Source organism: Myroides marinus (genome assembly GCF_900109075.1).
Classification (GTDB): domain Bacteria; phylum Bacteroidota; class Bacteroidia; order Flavobacteriales; family Flavobacteriaceae; genus Flavobacterium; species Flavobacterium marinum_A.
Genome location: NZ_FNYS01000028.1, coordinates 20,437 through 41,083, shown reverse-complemented (window position 1 = coordinate 41,083; position 20,647 = coordinate 20,437). Strand labels below are relative to the sequence as shown.

Sequence of the window (20,647 nt, the reverse complement as noted above, 5' to 3'; positions counted from 1 at the left end):
TAGGGTAACTAATGGGTTTCGAACCCACGACCTTCGGAACCACAATCCGACGCTCTAACCAGCTGAGCTATAGCTACCATGTTTTGTTTAACGAGTGCAAATTTAGCGATTTTTCTATACTTCGCAAGCTTTTTCTACACTTTTTTACATCTATTTTATATCAAATCTGCTAATGTGTTGACTGCTAAATACCTTTCGACAGTAAATCCTTCAGCAAAATCTTTATTTATTAACCTTCCCAGGTCCTGCGCACGATACGTAATGCTATCTAAGAAGTTTTTTGAGGTAATAGGTGTACTAGGTTCTTTTGAGTTTGCATCAAAGAATTGTGTTGTATATGCCATCACTGAATCTACCTTCTTATCTATATATCCTGTTACATCCACTACGAAGTCTGGCTCTATATTTTTCCATTGTATATAATGATATACTACTTTAGGTCTCCACTCCTCTTGTCCTTCTCCATCTAAACTAGTTTCTATTCTTCTTAGCCCTGATAAGAAACAAGCATCTGATACTAATTTACTCCCTTTACCATGATCGATATGTCTATCATCAATAGCATTGCACAATACAATCTCAGGACGGTACTTACGGATCATTTTTATGATCTCTAATTGATGTTGTTCATCATTAGTAAAGAATCCATCTCTAAACTTTAAATTCTCTCTTACAGACACTCCTAATATAGCTGCAGCATTTGTAGCTTCTACTTTGCGTATCTCTGCAGACCCTCTAGTTCCTAATTCTCCTTGCGTAAGGTCTACAATTCCTACTTTCTTACCTAGTGCTACTTCTTTGGCTATGGTTGCCCCACATCCTAATTCTACATCATCTGGGTGTGCTCCAAAGGCTAATATATCTAGTTTCATTTTTTGTTTTTTGTAATATCGTTATTTTGTTTTTTTGCTATTGGAACGGATTTGTAATCTGTTCCGTGTATTCATATTTTGTGTAACACGCAAAGTATTGCGTCTCTACCTTGTTTGTATGGTGTCGCTTGTTTGTGTGGGCGAATTACAATTCGCCTCTACAGATGCCAAAGGCAAAAACTTATAACTGTCAACCGCTAGCCGTCAACAATTGTTCATTCTTCATTAAAAAAGAATCTTCTTCATTGTTGAAGACTTATTTACAGTTTCTATAAACTCACTTGTAGGATCACTATCAATCGTTACTCCACAACCTATATATAGATTAACTTTATCTTCTTCTATATTCATGCAGCGCAAATTTACGAATAGATTAGTTTCTTCTGTGTTTTCTAACTCCACATTGCAATTAAGCTCTCCTAAATACCCCGCATAATACGCTCGGTGGTAGCCTTCTTCTTTTACTAAAAAATCTCTAGCAACTGCCTTTGGCATCCCGCATACAGCAGGAGTTGGATGTAATGCTTCAACTATTGGTTTAAGGTTATTATCTTTTAATGTTGCTGTAATATCAGTGCAAATATGCATCACTTTAGCAGCTCTCTTAGAATAAGGTTCAGAGGTTGTTATATCACTCGAAAAAGGTTTTAAAGTATCTGTGATAAAGTCTGTTACGAAGAGTTGTTCTTCTTGCTCCTTTAATCCCCACTCTACTTTTTCTTGTCCATGATTGACTTGAGTACCAGCTAATGCCATAGTTTTTAAAGTGTTCCCATTTACTGAAAGTAAAGTCTCTGGAGTAGCTCCCATCCACAAACCTATTTGAGGATGATAAACTAAAGAACAAAAAGCAGTTGGATAAGTACTGCATAATTTCTGAAACAATATTCCTAGATCTTCTACCTGATAAGATATACTCTCTTTACGAGAAGGAACTACCTTGCCAAATTTCTTGTCCTTAATAGCATTAACACATCGCGTAACTAAATCTTCGAATGCTTCTTTAGCTTCCTTGTTTTCATAATCTAATAAAACATCTGCTAGCTCATAAGTAGCCTCATTTAGCGTTTCTTTGATAATAGCTGATTCTGCTAGTGGGATATAAAATCTCTTGCCTTCTGCAAATGGCGCAAAGATAAAACCTTGTTCTTCAAAAGTTTCTACTTCACATAAAGCATAGGTTTTCTGAAATAAACCCACGGCGATAGTTGAATTGGGTTTGCGATAGACAGAAAAGGGCTTTTGGCCGTTATACTGTTTCGCTAAGCATTTAAATAAATACATATTATGTTTTTATCTTTTCTTTAATTATTCAGATTCTAGAGCTTATTCTCTATCAATAACAATATTGGTAATCTTACAGATTGATACTAAGACATCGTTTTCATCTGTAATTCTAATCTCCCACAAGTGTAATGTGCGTCCTCTGTGAAGTAATCTAGCAGTACCTATTACATAACCTGCACGCTTGCTCTTTACGTGATTAGCTGAGATTTCAATTCCTCTTATTTCTTGTTTAGCAGGATCTATAAGCATTAGTGAAGCTCCACTTCCCAAACTTTCTGCTAAAGCTACAGATGCTCCACCATGCAATAATCCCATTGGTTGATGCACTCTAGGATTAACAGGCATTTTAGCTACTAAAAAGTCAGGTCCTGCATCTATATATTCTATTTCTAATGTTTCCATAAGTGTATTCTTACACACTTTGGCATACATTGCTAATAATTCTTCTTTATTAAAGTCTTTCATATTCTTTTTGCTCATAATTAGTTGTAAAGTATTTTTAGTCAATACTCTATCCCTTAAGGATATGGTTAAGATAATCATTCTAAGGGATATTCACTAGATAAATAGTAAAAGAGATAAGTGATTTCCTCTTTTCTACTTCCTTAATGGGTTTAAAATTAAAGGAAATTAACTGCTGAATTCTTAAAAATATTATAATTGTTTTGAATTTGGGCTAGTCTGCGTTTTTAATGACTTTCATCAGTTACTACTATCCTATTTTTTTAGTAATTTTACCTCCTTGATTATAACTATACTATTTACAACAAATAATGGAAGATATCCAACAAGAAGTTTTCAATGCATATGAAGTCATTAAAAATGGCGGAATAATCTTATATCCTACTGATACAGTATGGGGAATAGGATGTGATGCAAATAACCCTGAAGCTATCAAAAAAATATATGCGCTAAAAAGACGTGCTGAGACCAAAAGCATGATTGTATTAGCTACAGAGAGAATTTTTCACAAAGTGTTTAATTCTCCACCAGAAGTAACTTGGGATCTTTTAGATTGTAGTGAAAGACCTACTACCTTAATCCTAGATAACCCTAAATACGTGGCACCAGAAGTAGTTTCTTCAGATAACTCACTTGGTATCCGTATAGTAGAAGAACCTTTCTGCTTTAGACTAATCGAGAAAATGAAATCTCCATTGGTTTCTACTTCAGCTAATATCAGTGGAGCACCTTCTCCTGCTAACTTTAGTGAGATTAGTAAAGAGATCTTAGAAGGTGTAGATTATGTAGTAAAATTACGTCAACAAGAGACTAAACCTGCTAAACCTTCTACAATTATTAAATTAAAAAATAATAGCCAAGTAACAATCATTAGAAAGTAGTTACTCCTATTGAATATATTATGACTGAAACCCCTATATATAAAGAAGCTATTACACATCCTATATTTGAATATATCTCTAAAGCAGCTGAGAGTTTAAATGTAGATAGTTATGTTATTGGTGGATTTGTAAGAGATTTTTTATTAAAAAGAGATTCTAAAAAGGATATTGATATTGTAGCTGTAGGCAGCGGAATAGAATTAGCCTTAAAAGTTTCTGAATTACTACCTAATAAGCCTAAAGTACAAGTATTTAAAAACTATGGTACTGCTATGCTTAGATATGATGATATAGACATCGAGTTCGTAGGTGCTAGAAAAGAATCATACCACTTCGACAGTAGAAAACCTGTGGTAGAAGATGGTACATTAGAAGATGATCAGAATAGACGTGACTTTACGATTAATGCGCTAGCTATATCTCTTAAAAAAGAAACATATGGTGAGTTAGTAGACCCATTTAACGGAGTTACTGACTTAGAGAATAAAATTATACGCACTCCTTTAGATCCAGACATTACTTATTCTGACGATCCACTGCGTATGATGAGAGCAATTCGTTTTGCTACTCAACTAGACTTTATGATAGAGCAGAATTCACTAGATTCTATAACTACTAATCACCAACGCCTTGAGATTATCTCTGGTGAGCGTATAGTAGATGAGCTAAACAAAATTCTGATGGCTAAAAAGCCTTCTAAAGGATTCTTATTACTGTATAAGACGGGATTATTAGACATGATTTTACCTGAATTAACAGCTCTAAATCAAGTAGAAGAAATAGAAGGTCATACTCATAAGAATAATTTCTACCACTCTCTAGAAGTAGTAGATAATATCTGTGAGAATACAGATGATTTATGGTTGAGATGGTCTGCTCTACTTCACGATATCGGAAAAGCACCTACTAAGCGTTTTTCTAAAAAACAAGGTTGGACATTCCATGGACACGAATTCTTAGGAGGTAAAATGGTTAAAAAGATCTTTATGAGACTTCACATGCCATTAAACCAAAAGATGAAGTTCGTTCAGAAAATGGTAATCATGAGTTCTAGACCTATTGTACTAGCACAAAAAGAAGTAACTGATTCTGCTGTGCGTAGATTAGTCTTTGATGCTGGTGAGAATGTAGAAGATCTAATGACGCTATGTGAAGCTGATATCACAACTAAGAACCCATCTAAATTTAAAAAATACCACAATAACTTCAAGATTGTTAGAGATAAAATAGTAGAAGTAGAAGAACGCGATCACGTACGTAACTTCCAACCTCCTATCTCTGGTGAAGAGATTATGGAAATTTATGACCTAAAGCCATGTCGAGAAATCGGTATGATTAAAGAGGCTATAAAAGAAGCTATTTTAGAAGGTGTTATCCCTAATGAATACGATGCTGCTTACGAATTTATGGTAGCTAAAGCATCTAAGATGGGACTTGAAATTGTAAATAAAAAATAAGAATATGAGAAACTATTTTTTGCCATTAGCTAAAGCATCACTTATACTAGTTTATTTAGTAATATTTGCGGGTGCTGCAGTGAGAATGACAGGGTCAGGAATGGGCTGTCCAGATTGGCCAAAGTGTTTTGGATATTACATCCCTCCTACTGAAGAACAAACAATCACGTGGGAACCAAATAGAGAATACGAAAAAGGACAAATGATCATTCACGATGAGAGTCTTTGGAAAGCAAAAGAAACTTTTACTACTACTGACACGTATGATGAAAACCATTGGGAGAAATATACTCGTCATGATTATGCAGAGTTTAATGCTAAACACACTTGGACTGAATATGTAAACAGACTATGTGGTGCATTAGCAGGGCTTGCTTGTTTAGCAATGGCTATTGCTTCATTCGGATTCTGGAGAGACCGCAAAGGACTTGTATTGGCTTCTTGGTTAGTTGTTTTCTTAATGGGATTCCAGGCTTGGTTAGGAGCTACAGTAGTTTACTCAGTACTAAACCCTATTAAAATTACAGTTCACATGGTAATGGCTTTAGTTATTGTAGCTATTATTATAGGAATTATCAGAAGAGCAAAAACAGGTACTGAGATTAAGAAATACAATGGTACATTTAGAACATTATTAGCTGTATCTCTTGCTTTTACTTTAATTCAAGTAGTACTAGGAACACAAGTACGCGAATTTATAGATGAGCAAGTACAGGCTGGAATAGGTAACGAATACTTATGGCTTAACAATCCTACAGTAGAATTCTATATCCATAGAAGTTTCTCTTTCTTAGTGATGTTCCTAAATATGTATTTATTCTATATCAATAGAAGTATGAACTTAGGTTTTGACAAAATGAAGTGGGTAATGGTATTACTTATTCTGGAGATATTTACTGGAATTATGATGTATTATGTACATTTCCCATTCGGATCACAAGCTGCTCACTTAGTATTAGCTTCTATTCTTTTTGGAGTTCAGTTCCAATTAATTTTAGAATCTAGAAAATGCTATTACAGTGGTAAAAGCAATTTAGATTAATATACAATAGTCAATATAAAAAAGGGGCGTTTAAATCGATGATTTAAACGCCCCTTTTTAGTTGTTATTTAGTTGAGTGTATAAACTCACTCGTCACTCGTGCAACATGCTCTAAATGCTCTGGTAAGTTATCGTCTGTATATGGATGCTTAGACCCGAATACGTGATCTGCTCCATCTACCACATCTAATAAGGAACTCGATATCCACTGGTGCAATAACTGAGCCTCTTTTAGAGGTACTGCAGGATCATCTGTCCCTTGTACAATAAGTGTTGGTTTCTTTAAATGCTGAGCCGCTTTCTGTACATTAAGTACATCTTCGTTCATAGCATAATCTTCCCAAAAAGTGAAGTAATGTGGCATTTGTTGTTGTGTTCTACCATTTACACTATAGAATACTCCTTTATTCTCCCACTCTTCAAAGCGCTCTCCTTTAGGAAATCGCTTTCTATAATCTGATACACCTGCCCAGGTAATTACTCCTTTGACATCAGCATTATAGTATCCTTGTAAGATCACTGTTCCTCCTCCTCTACTATGTCCTATTAGATAGATATTATGTTTATCTACTTCCGGTTTCTCTTTGTAGTAATTAATAACTGCGGTTAAGTCGTTTTGTTCCTGAGTATAGGTATTTTGTCCAAAAGCTTCTAAGTCATTAAATTCAGTAGGAGCATCTAATGTAGTTCCATTCAATGAAAAATTGAACTTGACAACATAGCATCCTGTCTCCGCAATATAATCCATGGCTTTATCCCAAGCTCCCCAGTCTTTAAATCCTTTATAACCGTGACAAAAAATCACTAATGGCAATGCAGCATCACTTGTAATATAAGTGCTGTCAGACAAGAATGGTCTTGCTGAACCTTCTATAACTACCTCATTCTTTATTAAATTTTCTTTCATATCATTTTAATTTATTTTAACACTCATATTCAGTATTTTAGATTAAGTTTAAATGTTTAAGACTTAAATTCGTAATGAACTTAAAAACTTGTTATACCTAAAAACCTATTTTTATGAATGCATTTAAAAAGTTACTTATTTCTTTTAAAACAATCCTTGCTAAAACAGCAATTTGTTCTACTATTTTATTCTTTACTATTAGTGGAGTAAATGCTCAAGAAAAGGAAAGTCTAAAAATAAAGAGTACTACTGTAGAGTATCTTATAAATAAGGATACTAAAGATAATGAATTAGAAGAGATTAAAAAAGAGGTCAACAATGAAAAGATTGCCAACCTTACTTTTTCTAATATCAAACGCAATGATAAAGGGCAAATAATAGCTATTAGTACAAGATTTAAAGATGAAAGAGGTTCTTCTCAACAAAAATCAGAATACAACTCTAATGGTATTTCAGATTTTACAGTTAAAATTCATCAAAGTGAAACAGGTCAACGCTATTTAGAATTAGGTAATAAATCAAATCAGATGCTAAATATTGCAAATGACCCTCAAGCTGGAAGAGCATTGTATTCTCAGGAACTAAATGAAGAATATGAAGATTTCTTTGCACAAGATTTTATGCAGTTAATGAAAGGAATGCAAGAGGATATGAAAGTACAACAAGAGGCTTTCTTAAAAATGCTAAATGAACATGAACAAGAAGCTGCTAAAAAAGCAACTTCACAAAAAGCAGAAACAAAAAAATAATGTCGGTCATATAAACTAGAAAAGCCCTATTTCATTTTAAGAAATAGGGCTTTTCTTATTATCTATCTTACTTCTTAACGATGTGTTTTACTATTATTCCTTCGCTAGTCATAAAATTTAGAATATATCTACCTATAGTCAAATCTTCTAAAGACAGGGCTTTTTTGTCAACGTCATTGACTACTTTTATTAATCTTCCATTTAGATCATAGATTTTCAACTCATGTACTTTAAGTTGTTGAATATCATAATCTAAATTTGCTATATTCACAACAGGATTAGGCCAAATACCAATATCTAAATCAGTAATCTCTTTGGGTAGGATTACTATTTCTTCAGTTGTACTATCTCCTGATTTACTAGCATCTATTTCAACAATTGATATTGGTTCTTTAGAAGATAAGATTAATGAATACTCTTGTCTTCCAAGAATTATACCTCCTTTATGACTTATGGTCAATGTGCTTTCTCCTTTAACTAATTTTTTGGAAGTAATACGCTCAACATTGTCTACATCATTATCTTTCTCTAAAGCTATAGGATTATTTATATCTTTATTAAGTGCCCAAGGCAAATAGGTCAAATTACTTGTTTTAAGACGCATATCTAAATCATTTACCAACACAGGCTTACTGTTACTCATCGCTATAAGACTATAATCAAATACAGAAGCTGGATCAGTCCACACTAAAGTTGCTTCGATCTCATTGTTATCATAGTTATTCGTAATGATATATTTCTTAGTTTTTTTATTGACAAGTTCATTTTCTATTAAATAACTTCGATTAGTAGATAAGTTATTTAATAGAGTCATTGCTTTTTCGGCGTCAATAGCTCCCCATCCATAAACTGCATTAGGTCCCTTTCCAAGGTTTTTTATAGTATTACTTTCTTTATCAGTAATCTTATTAAGTGAATAAGCTGTATGAATAATTAACCCTTTTATAGATGCTGCTCTAAGAGGAGTACTAAACGCATTAACAGCCCATTCTTGTAATAGTGCTACTAATGATGTTACGACAGGAGAAGCCATAGATGTACCTGCTAGATAAGTATATCTATCTGTTCTAAGTACATAATCTTCTGTACGGGAATAGTCATTAATTGTAGAATACAATCCTTCACCTTTAGCTACTATATCAGGCTTTATTCTAAAGTCTCTTGTTGGTCCATAATTACTTGTAGGTGATATTGTCATATCTGTAATATCTAGAGAATTACTTAGCTGAGCCAGAGAACCTACAACTAAAGTGTTTTTAGCAGTAGCAATACCTGCCAGGTTATTAAATTCTGTTTGATTGTCATTTAATACATTAGCATACTTGTGATTATTACCTGCAGCAATAACAGGCAGATAGTTTTTAAAAGCAAATGTAACACGATCAAACCCTTCTGCTTTCCAATCGTATACTCCTACTAAACGTTGATCAATGATTAGTCTACCATTACTAATAATGACTGCTCCATATGAATGATTACTAGCTAAAGCGCCTTTTTTTGCAGCATCTCTCATATTAATCTCATCATTCCTCCAGTTATATGAATATATTCTGACTCCTGGAGCTAGTCCTTTCGCTTCGGGATACAATCCTTTAGCTAAGATAGTACCTGTCACATGTGTAGCATGTTCTTGAGCTAGTTGAAAAGTTCTACGCTCGCTTAGAGGAGCACTCTCTGAAACTACTTCAGACTTAATGTGAATTTGATTTAACCTATCTTTGAATTCATCGTGTTTCTTATAAACAGGAGTAGCATCAAAAACACCTATTAATACATTTTTACCAGTAAGGTTTAAATTGAACTTTCCTCCTTTCTGAATAGCAGGAATTTTAGCAATTTGTGCAGCTCTAGAATTAAATCCTTGATAGTATAGAGGCCTACCATCTGGATAAACATCTACAATCTCACTATATACCCCTAAATCTGACACATAGCTATAAGGGATATTCCTCTCTTTAATTACTCTACTCACTTTCTCCTGACGAAGAATGTGTTCTCTTTCTAAATCAACCTGAACTTCGCGATCTGATTGCAAACTCCTAGCTGTGATAATGTTTCTAATTAAAGAATCATTTTGAGCAAATGAAAAAACATAGAAACACAATAAGGATAAGGTTATTACTTTTTTCATGGCGATTGGCTTTATTGTTTAAATCAATAGCCCAAAGCCTATGCCTTGCTATGTTAATTGTTTCATTTATGACATCAAAAGAGAAAGTATATTTGAATTGTATTATATATATCTAATCAGGTTAGTTTTTATTATAGCTTATTTTTTAGCTAGATTCCAATATTGATCTAGAATTTCAGGTGTAACATTATCAAAACCATTGTTTTGTTTATTGACAAGGTCCTCTACTTTATTAAATCTTGAGATAAACTTACTATTAGATTGAGCTAAAGCTTTCTCAGGATCAATTCCTTGGTGTCGTGCATAATTAATTAAAGAGAATAAAATATCTCCAAATTCCTCTTCCATTAACTCTTTATTATCCTTAGCTACTTCAACCTTGAATTCTTCGATTTCTTCCTCTACTTTATTCCATACATTATTCACATTATCCCAATCAAAACCTACTCCACTAGCTTTTTGTTGAATTCTATAAGCCTTTATTAATGCAGGTAATGCTTTTGGCACCCCAGCTAGTACTGATTTATTGCCTTCTTTTAGTTTAAGCTTTTCCCAGTTCTCTAATACTTCTTTTTCTGAGTTTACTTCTACATCTCCATATATATGAGGATGTCTAAAGATAAGTTTATCAGAGATACTATCTGCAATATCTTTAATATCAAATAAAGATTGCTCACTTCCTATTTTAGCATAGAAAACAATATGCATTAGTAGATCTCCAAGCTCCTTCTTCATCTCATCAGTATCCCCTTCTGTAATAGCGTCAACTAATTCATACATTTCTTCCACACTTAAGTTCTTCAGACTTTCAAAAGTCTGTTTCTTATCCCATGGGCATTTTACTCTTAATTCGTCTAATATATCTAGTAAGCGACCTACCGCTTGTAATTGTTCTTCTCTTGTATGCATAATTATACGTTTTGAACGAATATAAAAAAAAGCCCGCTTTTGACAAAGCGAGCTTTTAGATATAATTTTTTATAAATTATTTAGCTTCAGTTTCTGTAGCTGCAGCCTCAGCAGTAAATGCTTCAGCAATTAATCCTCTTTTTTGAAGGATATTGTACCAGTTAAGTACTTTTTTGATATCAGAAACATATACTCTTTCTTCATCAAATTCTGGTAATACTTCTCTGAAGTACGCTACTAATGTAGGATTGTCTTCTTTGTGAGAAATAGCTTCACCATTGTTTTCTTTTGTTGCAATGTTTTTGAATACTTCAAATAACTTTACTTCATCACTGTAAGTATAGATTGAAATTTCTGAAAGTAAACTAACGTTATTTCTTAATCCTACTGTACTTTTTTTCCCATCAGCCAATGATTCAGCGATAAATCCTGTACGAGTTTGTACTAGTAACTCATATAATCCTGGTTTTCCCGAAATAGCTAAAACTTTTTCTAAACTCATTTTTTTCTAAATTTTACTTTAAGAGTCGCAAATATCTTAAATTGTTATTAATAATCAAGTTATTTATCTGCCTTTTTTCTTATTTAATTTCATTTTGTAGTCTGTGAATATTTTACCTTCTAAAATATTGTTCAACTTCTTAGAAATCAACTTTTTCTTAAGGACAGAAACTTTATCTGTAAATAGCACTCCCTCAATGTGATCGTACTCATGTTGGATAACACGTGCAGCTAATCCATCAAATTCATCTATATGCTTAACGAAGTTTTCGTCATAATATTCTATTTGAATCTTAGATTTTCTTTTAACAGGTTCATGTACCTCTGGAATACTTAAACATCCTTCATTAAAAGCCCATTCTTCACCCTCTTCTTTTAAAATCTTAGCATTGATGAATGTTTTTTTGAAAGTAGTCAAAAAAGCAATCTCTTCTTCTGTATTTCCTTCCATCTCTGCAAAAGGGGCAGCATCCACTACGAATAATCTAATAGGTAATCCTACCTGAGGTGCCGCTAATCCTACTCCATATGCTCCATACATTGTCTCATACATATTAGCGATTAGCTCTTGTAAGTTTGGATAGTCTTTAGTGATGTCCTCTCCTACTTTACGTAAAACGGGATCACCGTATCCAACTATTGATAATATCATGTCTTCTTATTTTATTCTAAAGGTGCAAAAATACTCAAAAATAAATGAATAAATAACACTCCAAATTATTTTTGGTCTCTAAATTGTATTATATTGCTAAGTAAAAAGTCCTATTCTTTAATTAAAATCAAAGTTTCTAAACCCCATGCTAGGAAAAGCTAGAAAATTCACAGATAATACTCATCTTGCTGATTCTTTAAAAATAACTATATCAGCAGTTGTACCATTCTTAATACTAATGCCTTATGAAGCATTTAACTGGGCTTTCGCGGCTGCTATTGGAGCTATGCTTACTGCCCCTGTTGATATTCCTAGTAACAAAAAAGACAAGATAATCGGACTTACTGTTGGGGCTTTTACAGTTCCTGCTGTTACCTTTGCACTGTCTATTACTGATGGACATTGGTACTTCTATCCTATTTTTGTTTTTATTTTATTCTCTTTAAGCATGATTTCGGTATACGGGCATAGAGCTAATATGCTTTCGTTTACAGGTCTACTTGCTGCGAGTTTAGGTTTAGCACATAGTTATGAAGGCAAAGATTTATTACTACACTGCTTGATGTTACTCCTTGGAGGGTTATTCTACTTAGTAGTTTCACTTGCCTTTAATCTTATCAGACCTAAGAGATATGTTGTACTCCAGACTTCAGAGTGTATGGAGCTAACAGCGGACTATCTAAAACACAGAGGTCAACTATGGGATAAGGATGCTAATATTGAAAAGATTACTGAAGAGCAATTAAATATTCAAGTTCATCTAAATGAAGTACACGAAAATCTACGTGAATATTTAGTTCGAAATAAAGCCAATACAGGTAACTCGTCGAATAATAGACGTTTACTAGTTGCGTTTTCTACACTTGTAGAGATACTAGAGATAGCAGTATCTACTTCTTTTGAACACAGCAAGTTACACGAATTATTTAAAAACAAACCTGAAGTAATCAAAAGCTACCAACAACTAGCTTATCACTTCGCTGAAACAATCAACGATATTGCGTATTCTATTAACCTAGGTACTAAATATAAATCTAAGTATGACTTGTCTAAAGAGCTTGGAGAGATTCAATTAATGCTTAATAATTTTGTCAAAAGTGGCGATTCTAACAATATGGTAGAGGCTGTAGTTATGTTCTCTAATGTATTGCATTATGCAGAAAATCAGATTAGCAAAATACACGCTTTAGAAAAAACATTAACTGAAAAGGCTTTTACTGCTGATGTTGAAGAGAGATTTAAAGATTTAGAGAAGTTCTTAACTCCTGTCCACTATAGATTAGAGACTTTAAAAGAGAACTTAAACTTTACTTCTACTATTTTTAGACACGCATTAAGACTAACTCTTACTATTCTAGTTGGTCTTATTATTAGTAAAATGTTTGATCTATTAAACGGATACTGGATTCTTTTGACAATAGTCGTTATTATGCGTCCTGGTTTTGGTCTTACTAAGCAACGTTCTTTTGAACGTGTAATTGGTACTGTTTTAGGAGGTTTATTTGCTATAGGATTACTTTATCTTATTCCTAATGGTACAGTAATCGCTTATATTACTGTATTAACGATGATTATAGGTTATTGGTTCTCTCATACTGATTATAAAGTCGGAGTTACTTTTATAACGATGTATGTTGTGCTAATCTACGGATTACTTACTCCTAACTTTATGGATGTAATGATTTACAGAATCGTAGATACAATAATTGGTGCTTTATTAGCCTTTGCTGCCAACTATTTGTTATGGCCTTCATGGGAGTTCTTAAATGTAAATACACATTTAAAAAAATCTATAGAAGCAAATAAAGAATATGTAAAAGAAATCACACTTTATTATAATGAAAAAGGAGAGGTTACTTTACCTTATAAATTAGCTAGAAAATATGCATTTATTGAGATAGGTAACTTAATGGCTTCTTTTCAACGTATGATTCAAGAGCCAAAATCTAAACAGAAGTATAGAACAGAATTATACGAATTAGCTGTGCTAAATCACACTTTTCTATCGACAGCAGCTTCTATTGGAATCTATGTACAATCTCATACAACTACAAAAGCCTCTGAAGCATTCAATGTAGTAATGGATTATACGATAGGTAACCTAAAACAGACTATAGCTCTATTAGAAGATCATAATAATGAGGAAATTGCAATAATAGAACGCACAGAAAACTTTAATCTAAGCATCTCTTACCTAAAAGGTATTAGAGAATATGAATTAAAGAAAACTTACTCTGACGATAAACAGATACAGAGCTTAATGGAAGAGTCCGTATTAGTGATAGAACAGCTTATCTGGCTATCTAGTTTATCCGAAAAGATATTCAAAATTACAGCTAGTATAGCTACAATGAAAAAAAGCGAAGAAGACGCTTCTATGCTTAGCTCATTAAGAAAGAAGATTATTCCATAATTTTAAAAGATAGAAACAGGTCTTTATAGCTAACACTATAAAGGCCTATTTTATTAGTATTCAATTTTACTTGTCGTTACTATCTATATAATTCTTCATTTCTATACTGTATTCAAGACCAGTTAATTTATTAAGAACGACACTACTTTTCTTATCCATAAGCCTTCCTCCTGATTCAATGGTTAACTCCTTTAAATTTTGAAGCTTCTCAAGTGGTTTTAATGATTCTATATCTCCCATAGAAGATAAATATACAGTGTTTAAAGTACTTACTTCTGCAATAGATGCTATCAAGTTATTTACCTCTTTACAAGCGCTTATTTCTATATCTTCTAACTGTGTAAGCTTGCTTAACCAGTTAATATCTGTCAACGTAGGTGTTTTTACTAAATAGAGCGCTTTTAAGGCACTTAAGTTTACTAAACTACTCCAAGTACATTCTTTGCTCTTTTCTATTGAGAAAGATTCTATTACAGTGTTTAAAGGAAAAACAAAACCTTCCTGATCAAAGTTTTCTATAAAGACTGTTTTTAGAGTAGGATGTACAAACAGATTCTCAAATAACTTAGAATAAGGAGTAAAGACTTCTTCCAATACTGTAAACATCAACCAATCTAATGGTTCTTTTCCTTTATACTGACAACCTTTAGCCTCTAAACGTTTTAGATTTACAAACTGATATAGCCAATTCTTATTAATACTTATATCTTTTAGATGAAGAATCTTTATTTCCTTGAACAAAGGAGCAAAGGATTCATCTACTAGTATTTCTAAGCCACTTTCCTTACCAGATATAATCAAATTGGTTATTTGCTCTTTTTGACTAAAAGCCAAGAGAGATTGAGTAGAATCTCCTTTTTCTACTATAATGAATCGTTCTTTACGCCCAGGTGTTGTTGTACCTATATACATTCTTATTGCACTCTTTTATACTAATTCAAAGATCACACTATTCTCATTTTATAAATATCCCTATTTACAGCTAATCTTTTTACCTCCTTGTTATATTACTTTTGGCTTCAGAATTATTAACCGAAGTAAAATTAGTATGAAAAGATTAGGTCTTAGTTTATTGTTAGTATTCATTACTCAAATAAGCAGCTGGGCACAAGAAGGAACTATCCAAGTAGAAGTAAAACAAAATGGAAAGATAGTTACTATGGATAATGGTGTAATAAACTTAAAAAGTGGAGAGTTTGCTTTTGAAGTTGAATCCTTTAGCGTAGAGAGCTTTCTTATAGGAGCTACTTTTGATAAAGACTTATATCGCTCTGCAATTGGCGAGGCTGATTTAGAAGTGCCATGGTTTGAGAACACAGCCTTTGCAGACGAAATGTATAATCCTAACAAAGAACTTATAGTATCTGACGAAGCACCAAGTTATTGGTTTTATAGCAATGCTACCGATCACCGATTTGATAAAAACCCAAAAGGAAACGCTGAGCATTGGATAGGTAATAGAACTATTAAGATATTAAATAACTTATCGAACTATGAAACTATTCCATTGACAAAATATAAAGGTTCTGTGTTTGTTTATTTCTACACACCAGTCTATGATGAAGATTATAATATGACTGAAGTGATTATTCATTATCAAGCTGAACTAAAATTTAATTAGAAAAAAGAAAATCGCTTATTACTTAAAAAGCCAAATTCAAATGAATGAATTTGGCTTTTTTATTTTATTCAAAGTGATATATCCATATTAGTGGAATGAAGAACAATATACAATACCGTAGACACATCCGTGAACTGTAAACCACAAACTATATCTATTAAATCAAATTATACTCCATAGCCATCTTAATCGCTGTACTTAGATTAGAAGTCTGAAACTTCTCGATTAAGTTCTTGCGGTGACTCTCTACAGTATGATGGCTAATAAATAGTTTCTCAGCGATCTGATTAGTCGTAAGTCCTGATGCAGCCTCTACTAAAATCTCCTTCTCACGGCGTGTAAGCTTAGGGATTTGTTTTAGACCAACTTCTTCTTTTTTATCGAGTACCGTTTTTGACTGCGAACACAAATAACTTCCGCCGTCATACACTGTCTTAATTCCTGCAATAATCTCTTCTACAGAGGCATTCTTCTGTATATATCCTTTAGCACCTTCTGTCAAACTACTATTAATTACAGCATACTCATTGTGTACACTAAGCATAATAATCTCCAGCGAAGAGAATTTCTGTTTTAATGGTTTTATTAATTCTAAGGTATTAATATCTGCTAAATTGATATCTAATAAGATAACATCTACCTCTGTTTTTGACAAACCATCCATCATCGAAGTCTTATCCGAAAAACAAGCTACTACTTCAATATTAGGTTGATTGCTTAATATATTTTTTAATCCTTCTAACAATAAAGGATGATCATCTGTAATCGCTACTTTTATCATAATTATTTTTTAGGAAATGTAAATTCAATACTCGTTCCAACGTTTTCTTCAGCATGTACATTTAAGTTTCCTTTCATAAACTGTACACGCGACTGTATATTGTGGAAACCTGCTGATTTTTTTAAATCTATTTTATTAATATCAAAGCCTTTTCCATCGTCCTCTACGGTTACTACTATATCCGTTTCTTCCTCTACCAATTGAATAATAATCTGAGAGGCCTCTGCGTGTTTAATAGCGTTGTTTACCAACTCTTGGATAATGCGATAGACTAATAATTGTTGCTCTTGTGATAAAGCTCCTGTATAACTTAAAAACTCGATATGAATATCTAAAGTATCATTAGACATGCGAATAGCAAACTCCTCTAAAGCTTCCTTTAATCCGTAATTTACTAATAAGTCAGGCATTAAGTTATGCGCTACTTTACGAAGCTCTGCCACTGCTCCATCTATTTGATCAATTGACTTCTCGAGACCTTGTTTAGTCTGTCCCTCTACCTTATCGTTTAATTGTGTTAAGTGTAGTTTCGTTCCAGAAAGCAATCCTCCTAACCCATCGTGTAGATCACGAGCCAATCGTCCTCTTTCTTCCTCCTGTCCTTGTAATAAGGCTGTCAGTGTCGAAATCTTAGAGTTTTGTTTCTCTTGTTCCAAAGCGAGTTTGTGCAAATCATCTTTCTGTTTCATTGTCTTTGCACGTTGTCTATACGCATATAGTAATAGCAAAATCAAGATACAGAAGAAGATAATAGATGCTACATAAAATGTGTTCAAATTCTCTTTATAAGCCACTATATTCTTATAGGTCAGAAGATCCTTGTTCTTTTGTTCTGTCTCTAACTGAGATAATTTAAGTTGCTGTGCATTTTTTTGAGCCTCCAGCACGGAGAACTTCAACTGATTGCGTTGGTTCTCCTCTGATAGCTTTAGGTTGTTTAGTACCTGCTCTCTCTGTTGCGCTAATGCTTGCATTAACACTATTTCTTGAGCATTCTTATCAGACTGAAACTGTAGTTTTATTAGTTGTTGCTGTTGCCTTTCTTTATCAAACTCCGCTTCTAACTTTTTGACAATCTCAATTTTATCTTGATTAAACAGCTTCTTAAATAACTCTAAATACTCCTGTTGATAGTGAAAAGCATCTTTAAAATTGCCTTTTTCTACATATACCTCTACTAAAGACTCATAGATATTAAGTTCTATATTTCTGTCAACTAAACTTGACTTGCGAATAGCATCCTTTGCCTCTAATAGATAGTAAATGGCCTTATCTGTATCACCTTCTACCTGATATATTGTAGACATAATCCCATAAGAAGAGGCAATCTGATCTGCGCGTTCTAATTTTAATGCAATAGCATTGGCTTGTTTTGCATATTCTAATGCCTTAGGACGATAGTTATCAGGAAAAGAATATAAATATAAGCTTGCTAGATTGTTATTGGCAAAAGACAAATCAGAAAGGTTATTCATTACATCCTTATTCTGATTAAAGATATCTATAGATTGTAAGAAATAGCGTTCTGACAACTTGCGGTAATTAGTCTGAGAAGGATTATTACCATATAATCGATCGTATAAATTACCCATCTGCATAAAAGCAGAAAACTTAGTCTGAGGCTCGCTTTGCAATAAAGCATATTGTAGTGAAGCCTTGGCATATTTCTCATTTAGCTCTTCTTCACCTAAGTTATTGTAGATCACACTCAACTCATTATTGGCAAGAGATTTTCTCTTGTTTAATGTAGTCGAGCTAACAGACTCCTCATAATACTTTAATGCAGTTATTATGTTCTTTACTGCCTGGTCCTGTTTGCCATTTCTACTGTTTAACCAACCTTCACAATAAGCTACATAACCTTTAGTCTCATTATCATTAGCCTTCAAACTATATTGTTTAGCCAAATCAAGACTTTTCTCTGCACCTGTATTGTTTTCCATTAAACGCAAATTCACCGCCTCAATACAATATAGTATACTCACACTACTATAATCTGCCCTTTTAATAGCAGCAGCTACATTCTGTGTTAGAACCTTTTGTGCATTATCATATTGTTTATTAGCATATGAAGCTGATATATAGGACACTGCTACTGAATTCTGTAGTTTACCTGTATTAACTTGAGCTTTATACTGCTTCTCCCTGTTCTCCAAAGACTGTGCTCTTACAGATTGCACAGTGCCAAGCAATAAAAGAGCTGTTAATAAGGCTATTTTAGAAGCCTTAGTGTACAAATGCGATAAAGGGGTTAATAGTATTTTCAATAGTATAAATATTAGCCATCTGATAAGAGATAGCAAAGATAAATTAATTCAACAGACTACTTAATGCATAATCAGGCTTTAGATAGAATCAACTATTTAATTCTTTAGCTTCGTCCCAGCAGTTAACACATAGTAATTTATGATCACAATCTAAGAACCATTGCTCTCTTTCTTCTTCAGTAGTTGTTAATTCCCAACGTGCTTCACAAGCATCACACCACCCATCAGGTCTCCCTGCATCACCAGCGTCATATTCGTGAAATCCCACTGGAACTCTATCCAATAAACTATGTGCTAAATGTGTACACAATAGTCCAAATTCTTGCTCTCCATGAATAGAACAGTTTACTTTAGTCTCTTCCATTTTATTAAGTGTATTCCAAGCATATCACAGCTTTGTTAATCTCTTCATTATAAAAAAGAAATAGAAAATCTGCCGCACTTTGTTGAAAATCACATCCTTCTATCGCAGCAATATTCGGAAACAACACATCATTGTGATAGGGTTTATTTATCAAGTTCTCTCCTCCAAACTTACAATCTTCTAAAGGTAAACCCGCTGTATTTAACTCTTCGAAAAGGCTATAAATCTTTTGCTCTAATCGCTCTACTAAATAGTCTGAGTGATTGCCGTTTTCCATGTCTTCAACAGTTAGTTGACGCATACGTTCTAAGCTGCGAATACCATCTACGTGCAAACCTGGTCGGTCATAATCTTTATCACATAGTTTGCCATGTTTCTGATAATATGTTTTTTTGAGCTGATAGATAGTCTCATTCTTATTATATTCTATCTCTAATTCTGAGTACTTATTCTGATAATCCTCTGCTGTTATCACTGTATCTACAGAAAAGAAATTCCAATCTGCATCAAACTTATACTTGCCATCTATCACATCAAATCCAAACATATCTTCTTTAGTAAAAGTTGTGTGATACGCTGCTGTATTCTCCCCTATACAGCCGTCAAAGATCTCTTTGACAGATACCATGTGCAACCATTGGTCTTTAGTAGGATCTATCAGCTTTAAATTAAAAGAACATATAGGTAAGAAATACTTCTTGTGGTTTTCGATATCGTCATAGAACACACTTTCGTATTCTGGAAATAGTTTTATTAAATCACTCATTTTTTTTGTAATCAAGTCTTTTATTTACGCCAAGTTTTCATCCAATCCAAATACTCTTGACAATAAGGGTTGTCATTTAAGGTAATAATCATCTCTTTCAATTCTTCGCGATCATACTCATAATCGGTAACAGAGAACATCAAAAAGATATCTTTTCCCACCAGCTTTTTAAAGAACTCTTCTTCTTTTAATTTGACCAATACAGCAATACAAGTCTTATATAACATCTGTTGAAAAGCCTCAAAATCTTCATCATCTATTGCATCCTCTGACCAAAAATCACCTTCAAGAGCATTGTAAAGCGTATGACAGATAGCTGAGAAATCATCGTCAGCTCCATCACCTTCGTAGTTCCATTCTGCAGGTTCATATTTATAATACACATAATCTTGCTTAGGTTTAGTCTCTAAATACACCTGAGTATTAGTAGAAGGACAAACTGTCATCGCTCCTTCATCACTGTACAAAGCAAATCCGTATATTTCTTCACTACTGTGATTAGCTAGCATCTCTTGAAAAGCTTTACGTGTAGCTAACTCTATATCAATCGCTAATGCGTTAAAATCTATATTCATTTATTGTTGT

General features: G+C 33.2%; 20 protein-coding genes and 1 tRNA gene. 6 read left to right on the top strand and 15 right to left on the bottom strand.

Annotated features, from left to right (window positions below; genetic code table 11):
* Nucleotides 1-3: 3 nt before the first annotated feature.
* The 4 genes from BMX53_RS17460 to BMX53_RS17445 form a co-directional block, all read right to left on the bottom strand.
* Nucleotides 4-77: transfer RNA gene (locus BMX53_RS17460), tRNA-His, on the bottom strand.
* 78 nt (nt 78-155) lie between these two features.
* Nucleotides 156-872 (bottom strand): bacillithiol biosynthesis deacetylase BshB1, encoded by a 717-nt coding sequence (gene bshB1, locus BMX53_RS17455; RefSeq protein ID WP_063176085.1) that lies wholly within the window; start codon nt 870-872, stop codon nt 156-158.
* A 225-nt stretch (nt 873-1,097) separates the two neighbouring features.
* Nucleotides 1,098-2,156: a chorismate-binding protein gene (locus tag BMX53_RS17450; RefSeq protein WP_063176086.1), complete on the bottom strand. Its 1,059-nt coding sequence runs from the start codon at nt 2,154-2,156 to the stop codon at nt 1,098-1,100.
* 42 nt (nt 2,157-2,198) lie between these two features.
* On the bottom strand, nt 2,199-2,624 hold the full coding sequence (locus BMX53_RS17445) for a PaaI family thioesterase (protein ID WP_117584342.1): 426 nt from the start codon (nt 2,622-2,624) through the stop codon (nt 2,199-2,201).
* A 308-nt stretch (nt 2,625-2,932) separates the two neighbouring features.
* Here BMX53_RS17445 and BMX53_RS17440 point away from each other — a divergent pair, with 308 nt between their 5' ends.
* The 3 genes from BMX53_RS17440 to BMX53_RS17430 are packed head-to-tail and all read left to right on the top strand — an operon-like array spanning nt 2,933 to nt 6,001.
* The gene (locus BMX53_RS17440; protein ID WP_038986769.1) at nt 2,933-3,502 is read left to right on the top strand and encodes an L-threonylcarbamoyladenylate synthase; all 570 of its coding nucleotides are present in this window, start codon (nt 2,933-2,935) and stop codon (nt 3,500-3,502) included.
* A gap of 20 nt (nt 3,503-3,522) precedes the next feature.
* Entirely contained in the window at nt 3,523-4,959 is a 1,437-nt protein-coding gene (locus BMX53_RS17435) for a CCA tRNA nucleotidyltransferase (RefSeq protein WP_038986768.1), read from the top strand.
* A gap of 4 nt (nt 4,960-4,963) precedes the next feature.
* Nucleotides 4,964-6,001 carry a COX15/CtaA family protein gene (locus BMX53_RS17430; protein ID WP_063176088.1) on the top strand — a complete coding sequence of 346 codons (1,038 nt, stop codon included), beginning with the start codon at nt 4,964-4,966 and terminating at the stop codon, nt 5,999-6,001.
* A 64-nt stretch (nt 6,002-6,065) separates the two neighbouring features.
* On the opposite strand, the gene BMX53_RS17425 is transcribed toward BMX53_RS17430, so the two are convergent.
* Nucleotides 6,066-6,908, bottom strand: coding sequence for an alpha/beta hydrolase family protein (locus tag BMX53_RS17425; RefSeq protein WP_074748101.1), 843 nt, complete (start codon nt 6,906-6,908; stop codon nt 6,066-6,068).
* A 113-nt stretch (nt 6,909-7,021) separates the two neighbouring features.
* Between BMX53_RS17425 and BMX53_RS17420 the strand changes: the two genes are divergently transcribed.
* Nucleotides 7,022-7,657 (top strand): hypothetical protein, encoded by a 636-nt coding sequence (locus BMX53_RS17420; RefSeq protein WP_074748098.1) that lies wholly within the window; start codon nt 7,022-7,024, stop codon nt 7,655-7,657.
* A gap of 67 nt (nt 7,658-7,724) precedes the next feature.
* Here BMX53_RS17420 and BMX53_RS17415 read toward each other — a convergent pair whose 3' ends face one another.
* From BMX53_RS17415 to def, 4 genes are all read right to left on the bottom strand, one after another.
* The gene (locus BMX53_RS17415) at nt 7,725-9,788 is read right to left on the bottom strand and encodes a S8 family serine peptidase (RefSeq protein ID WP_074748095.1); all 2,064 of its coding nucleotides are present in this window, start codon (nt 9,786-9,788) and stop codon (nt 7,725-7,727) included.
* 138 nt (nt 9,789-9,926) lie between these two features.
* Nucleotides 9,927-10,697, bottom strand: a complete 771-nt coding sequence (gene mazG, locus BMX53_RS17410; protein WP_074748092.1) for a nucleoside triphosphate pyrophosphohydrolase — start codon at nt 10,695-10,697, stop codon at nt 9,927-9,929.
* 76 nt (nt 10,698-10,773) lie between these two features.
* Nucleotides 10,774-11,199 carry a DUF5606 family protein gene (locus BMX53_RS17405; RefSeq protein ID WP_074748089.1) on the bottom strand — a complete coding sequence of 142 codons (426 nt, stop codon included), beginning with the start codon at nt 11,197-11,199 and terminating at the stop codon, nt 10,774-10,776.
* A gap of 63 nt (nt 11,200-11,262) precedes the next feature.
* Nucleotides 11,263-11,850 carry a peptide deformylase gene (gene def / locus BMX53_RS17400; protein ID WP_074748086.1) on the bottom strand — a complete coding sequence of 196 codons (588 nt, stop codon included), beginning with the start codon at nt 11,848-11,850 and terminating at the stop codon, nt 11,263-11,265.
* A 145-nt stretch (nt 11,851-11,995) separates the two neighbouring features.
* On the opposite strand from def, the gene BMX53_RS17395 reads away from it, so the two are divergent.
* Nucleotides 11,996-14,263 carry an FUSC family protein gene (locus BMX53_RS17395; RefSeq protein WP_074748083.1) on the top strand — a complete coding sequence of 756 codons (2,268 nt, stop codon included), beginning with the start codon at nt 11,996-11,998 and terminating at the stop codon, nt 14,261-14,263.
* Nucleotides 14,264-14,329: 66 nt separating this feature from the next.
* On the opposite strand, the gene BMX53_RS17390 is transcribed toward BMX53_RS17395, so the two are convergent.
* Complete coding sequence (locus tag BMX53_RS17390) at nt 14,330-15,175, bottom strand: hypothetical protein (RefSeq protein WP_074748080.1); 846 nt, start codon at nt 15,173-15,175, stop codon at nt 14,330-14,332.
* 136 nt (nt 15,176-15,311) lie between these two features.
* Here BMX53_RS17390 and BMX53_RS17385 point away from each other — a divergent pair, with 136 nt between their 5' ends.
* Entirely contained in the window at nt 15,312-15,884 is a 573-nt protein-coding gene (locus BMX53_RS17385; RefSeq protein ID WP_074748077.1) for a hypothetical protein, read from the top strand.
* A 157-nt stretch (nt 15,885-16,041) separates the two neighbouring features.
* Here BMX53_RS17385 and BMX53_RS17380 read toward each other — a convergent pair whose 3' ends face one another.
* From BMX53_RS17380 to BMX53_RS17360, 5 genes are all read right to left on the bottom strand, one after another.
* A complete protein-coding gene (locus BMX53_RS17380) occupies nt 16,042-16,665 on the bottom strand; it encodes a response regulator transcription factor (protein WP_063176095.1) in 624 nt (207 codons plus the stop codon).
* A gap of 2 nt (nt 16,666-16,667) precedes the next feature.
* On the bottom strand, nt 16,668-18,938 hold the full coding sequence (locus BMX53_RS17375; protein WP_394333472.1) for an ATP-binding protein: 2,271 nt from the start codon (nt 18,936-18,938) through the stop codon (nt 16,668-16,670).
* A gap of 82 nt (nt 18,939-19,020) precedes the next feature.
* Nucleotides 19,021-19,296: a hypothetical protein gene (locus tag BMX53_RS17370; RefSeq protein ID WP_063176097.1), complete on the bottom strand. Its 276-nt coding sequence runs from the start codon at nt 19,294-19,296 to the stop codon at nt 19,021-19,023.
* Nucleotides 19,297-19,300: 4 nt separating this feature from the next.
* Entirely contained in the window at nt 19,301-20,062 is a 762-nt protein-coding gene (locus BMX53_RS17365; RefSeq protein WP_063176098.1) for a hypothetical protein, read from the bottom strand.
* 20 nt (nt 20,063-20,082) lie between these two features.
* Nucleotides 20,083-20,637, bottom strand: coding sequence for a DUF4303 domain-containing protein (locus tag BMX53_RS17360; RefSeq protein ID WP_074748071.1), 555 nt, complete (start codon nt 20,635-20,637; stop codon nt 20,083-20,085).
* Nucleotides 20,638-20,647 lie beyond the last annotated feature (10 nt).

Coding starts and splice junctions, on each gene's coding strand:
- bshB1 (WP_063176085.1), bottom strand. CDS start 872: ATGAAACTAGATATATTAGCCTTTGGAGCACACCCAGATGATGTAGAA.
- BMX53_RS17450 (WP_063176086.1), bottom strand. CDS start 2,156: ATGTATTTATTTAAATGCTTAGCGAAACAGTATAACGGCCAAAAGCCC.
- BMX53_RS17445 (WP_117584342.1), bottom strand. CDS start 2,624: ATGAAAGACTTTAATAAAGAAGAATTATTAGCAATGTATGCCAAAGTG.
- BMX53_RS17440 (WP_038986769.1), top strand. CDS start 2,933: ATGGAAGATATCCAACAAGAAGTTTTCAATGCATATGAAGTCATTAAA.
- BMX53_RS17435 (WP_038986768.1), top strand. CDS start 3,523: ATGACTGAAACCCCTATATATAAAGAAGCTATTACACATCCTATATTT.
- BMX53_RS17430 (WP_063176088.1), top strand. CDS start 4,964: ATGAGAAACTATTTTTTGCCATTAGCTAAAGCATCACTTATACTAGTT.
- BMX53_RS17425 (WP_074748101.1), bottom strand. CDS start 6,908: ATGAAAGAAAATTTAATAAAGAATGAGGTAGTTATAGAAGGTTCAGCA.
- BMX53_RS17420 (WP_074748098.1), top strand. CDS start 7,022: ATGAATGCATTTAAAAAGTTACTTATTTCTTTTAAAACAATCCTTGCT.
- BMX53_RS17415 (WP_074748095.1), bottom strand. CDS start 9,788: ATGAAAAAAGTAATAACCTTATCCTTATTGTGTTTCTATGTTTTTTCA.
- mazG (WP_074748092.1), bottom strand. CDS start 10,697: ATGCATACAAGAGAAGAACAATTACAAGCGGTAGGTCGCTTACTAGAT.
- BMX53_RS17405 (WP_074748089.1), bottom strand. CDS start 11,199: ATGAGTTTAGAAAAAGTTTTAGCTATTTCGGGAAAACCAGGATTATAT.
- def (WP_074748086.1), bottom strand. CDS start 11,850: ATGATATTATCAATAGTTGGATACGGTGATCCCGTTTTACGTAAAGTA.
- BMX53_RS17395 (WP_074748083.1), top strand. CDS start 11,996: ATGCTAGGAAAAGCTAGAAAATTCACAGATAATACTCATCTTGCTGAT.
- BMX53_RS17390 (WP_074748080.1), bottom strand. CDS start 15,175: ATGTATATAGGTACAACAACACCTGGGCGTAAAGAACGATTCATTATA.
- BMX53_RS17385 (WP_074748077.1), top strand. CDS start 15,312: ATGAAAAGATTAGGTCTTAGTTTATTGTTAGTATTCATTACTCAAATA.
- BMX53_RS17380 (WP_063176095.1), bottom strand. CDS start 16,665: ATGATAAAAGTAGCGATTACAGATGATCATCCTTTATTGTTAGAAGGA.
- BMX53_RS17370 (WP_063176097.1), bottom strand. CDS start 19,296: ATGGAAGAGACTAAAGTAAACTGTTCTATTCATGGAGAGCAAGAATTT.
- BMX53_RS17365 (WP_063176098.1), bottom strand. CDS start 20,062: ATGAGTGATTTAATAAAACTATTTCCAGAATACGAAAGTGTGTTCTAT.
- BMX53_RS17360 (WP_074748071.1), bottom strand. CDS start 20,637: ATGAATATAGATTTTAACGCATTAGCGATTGATATAGAGTTAGCTACA.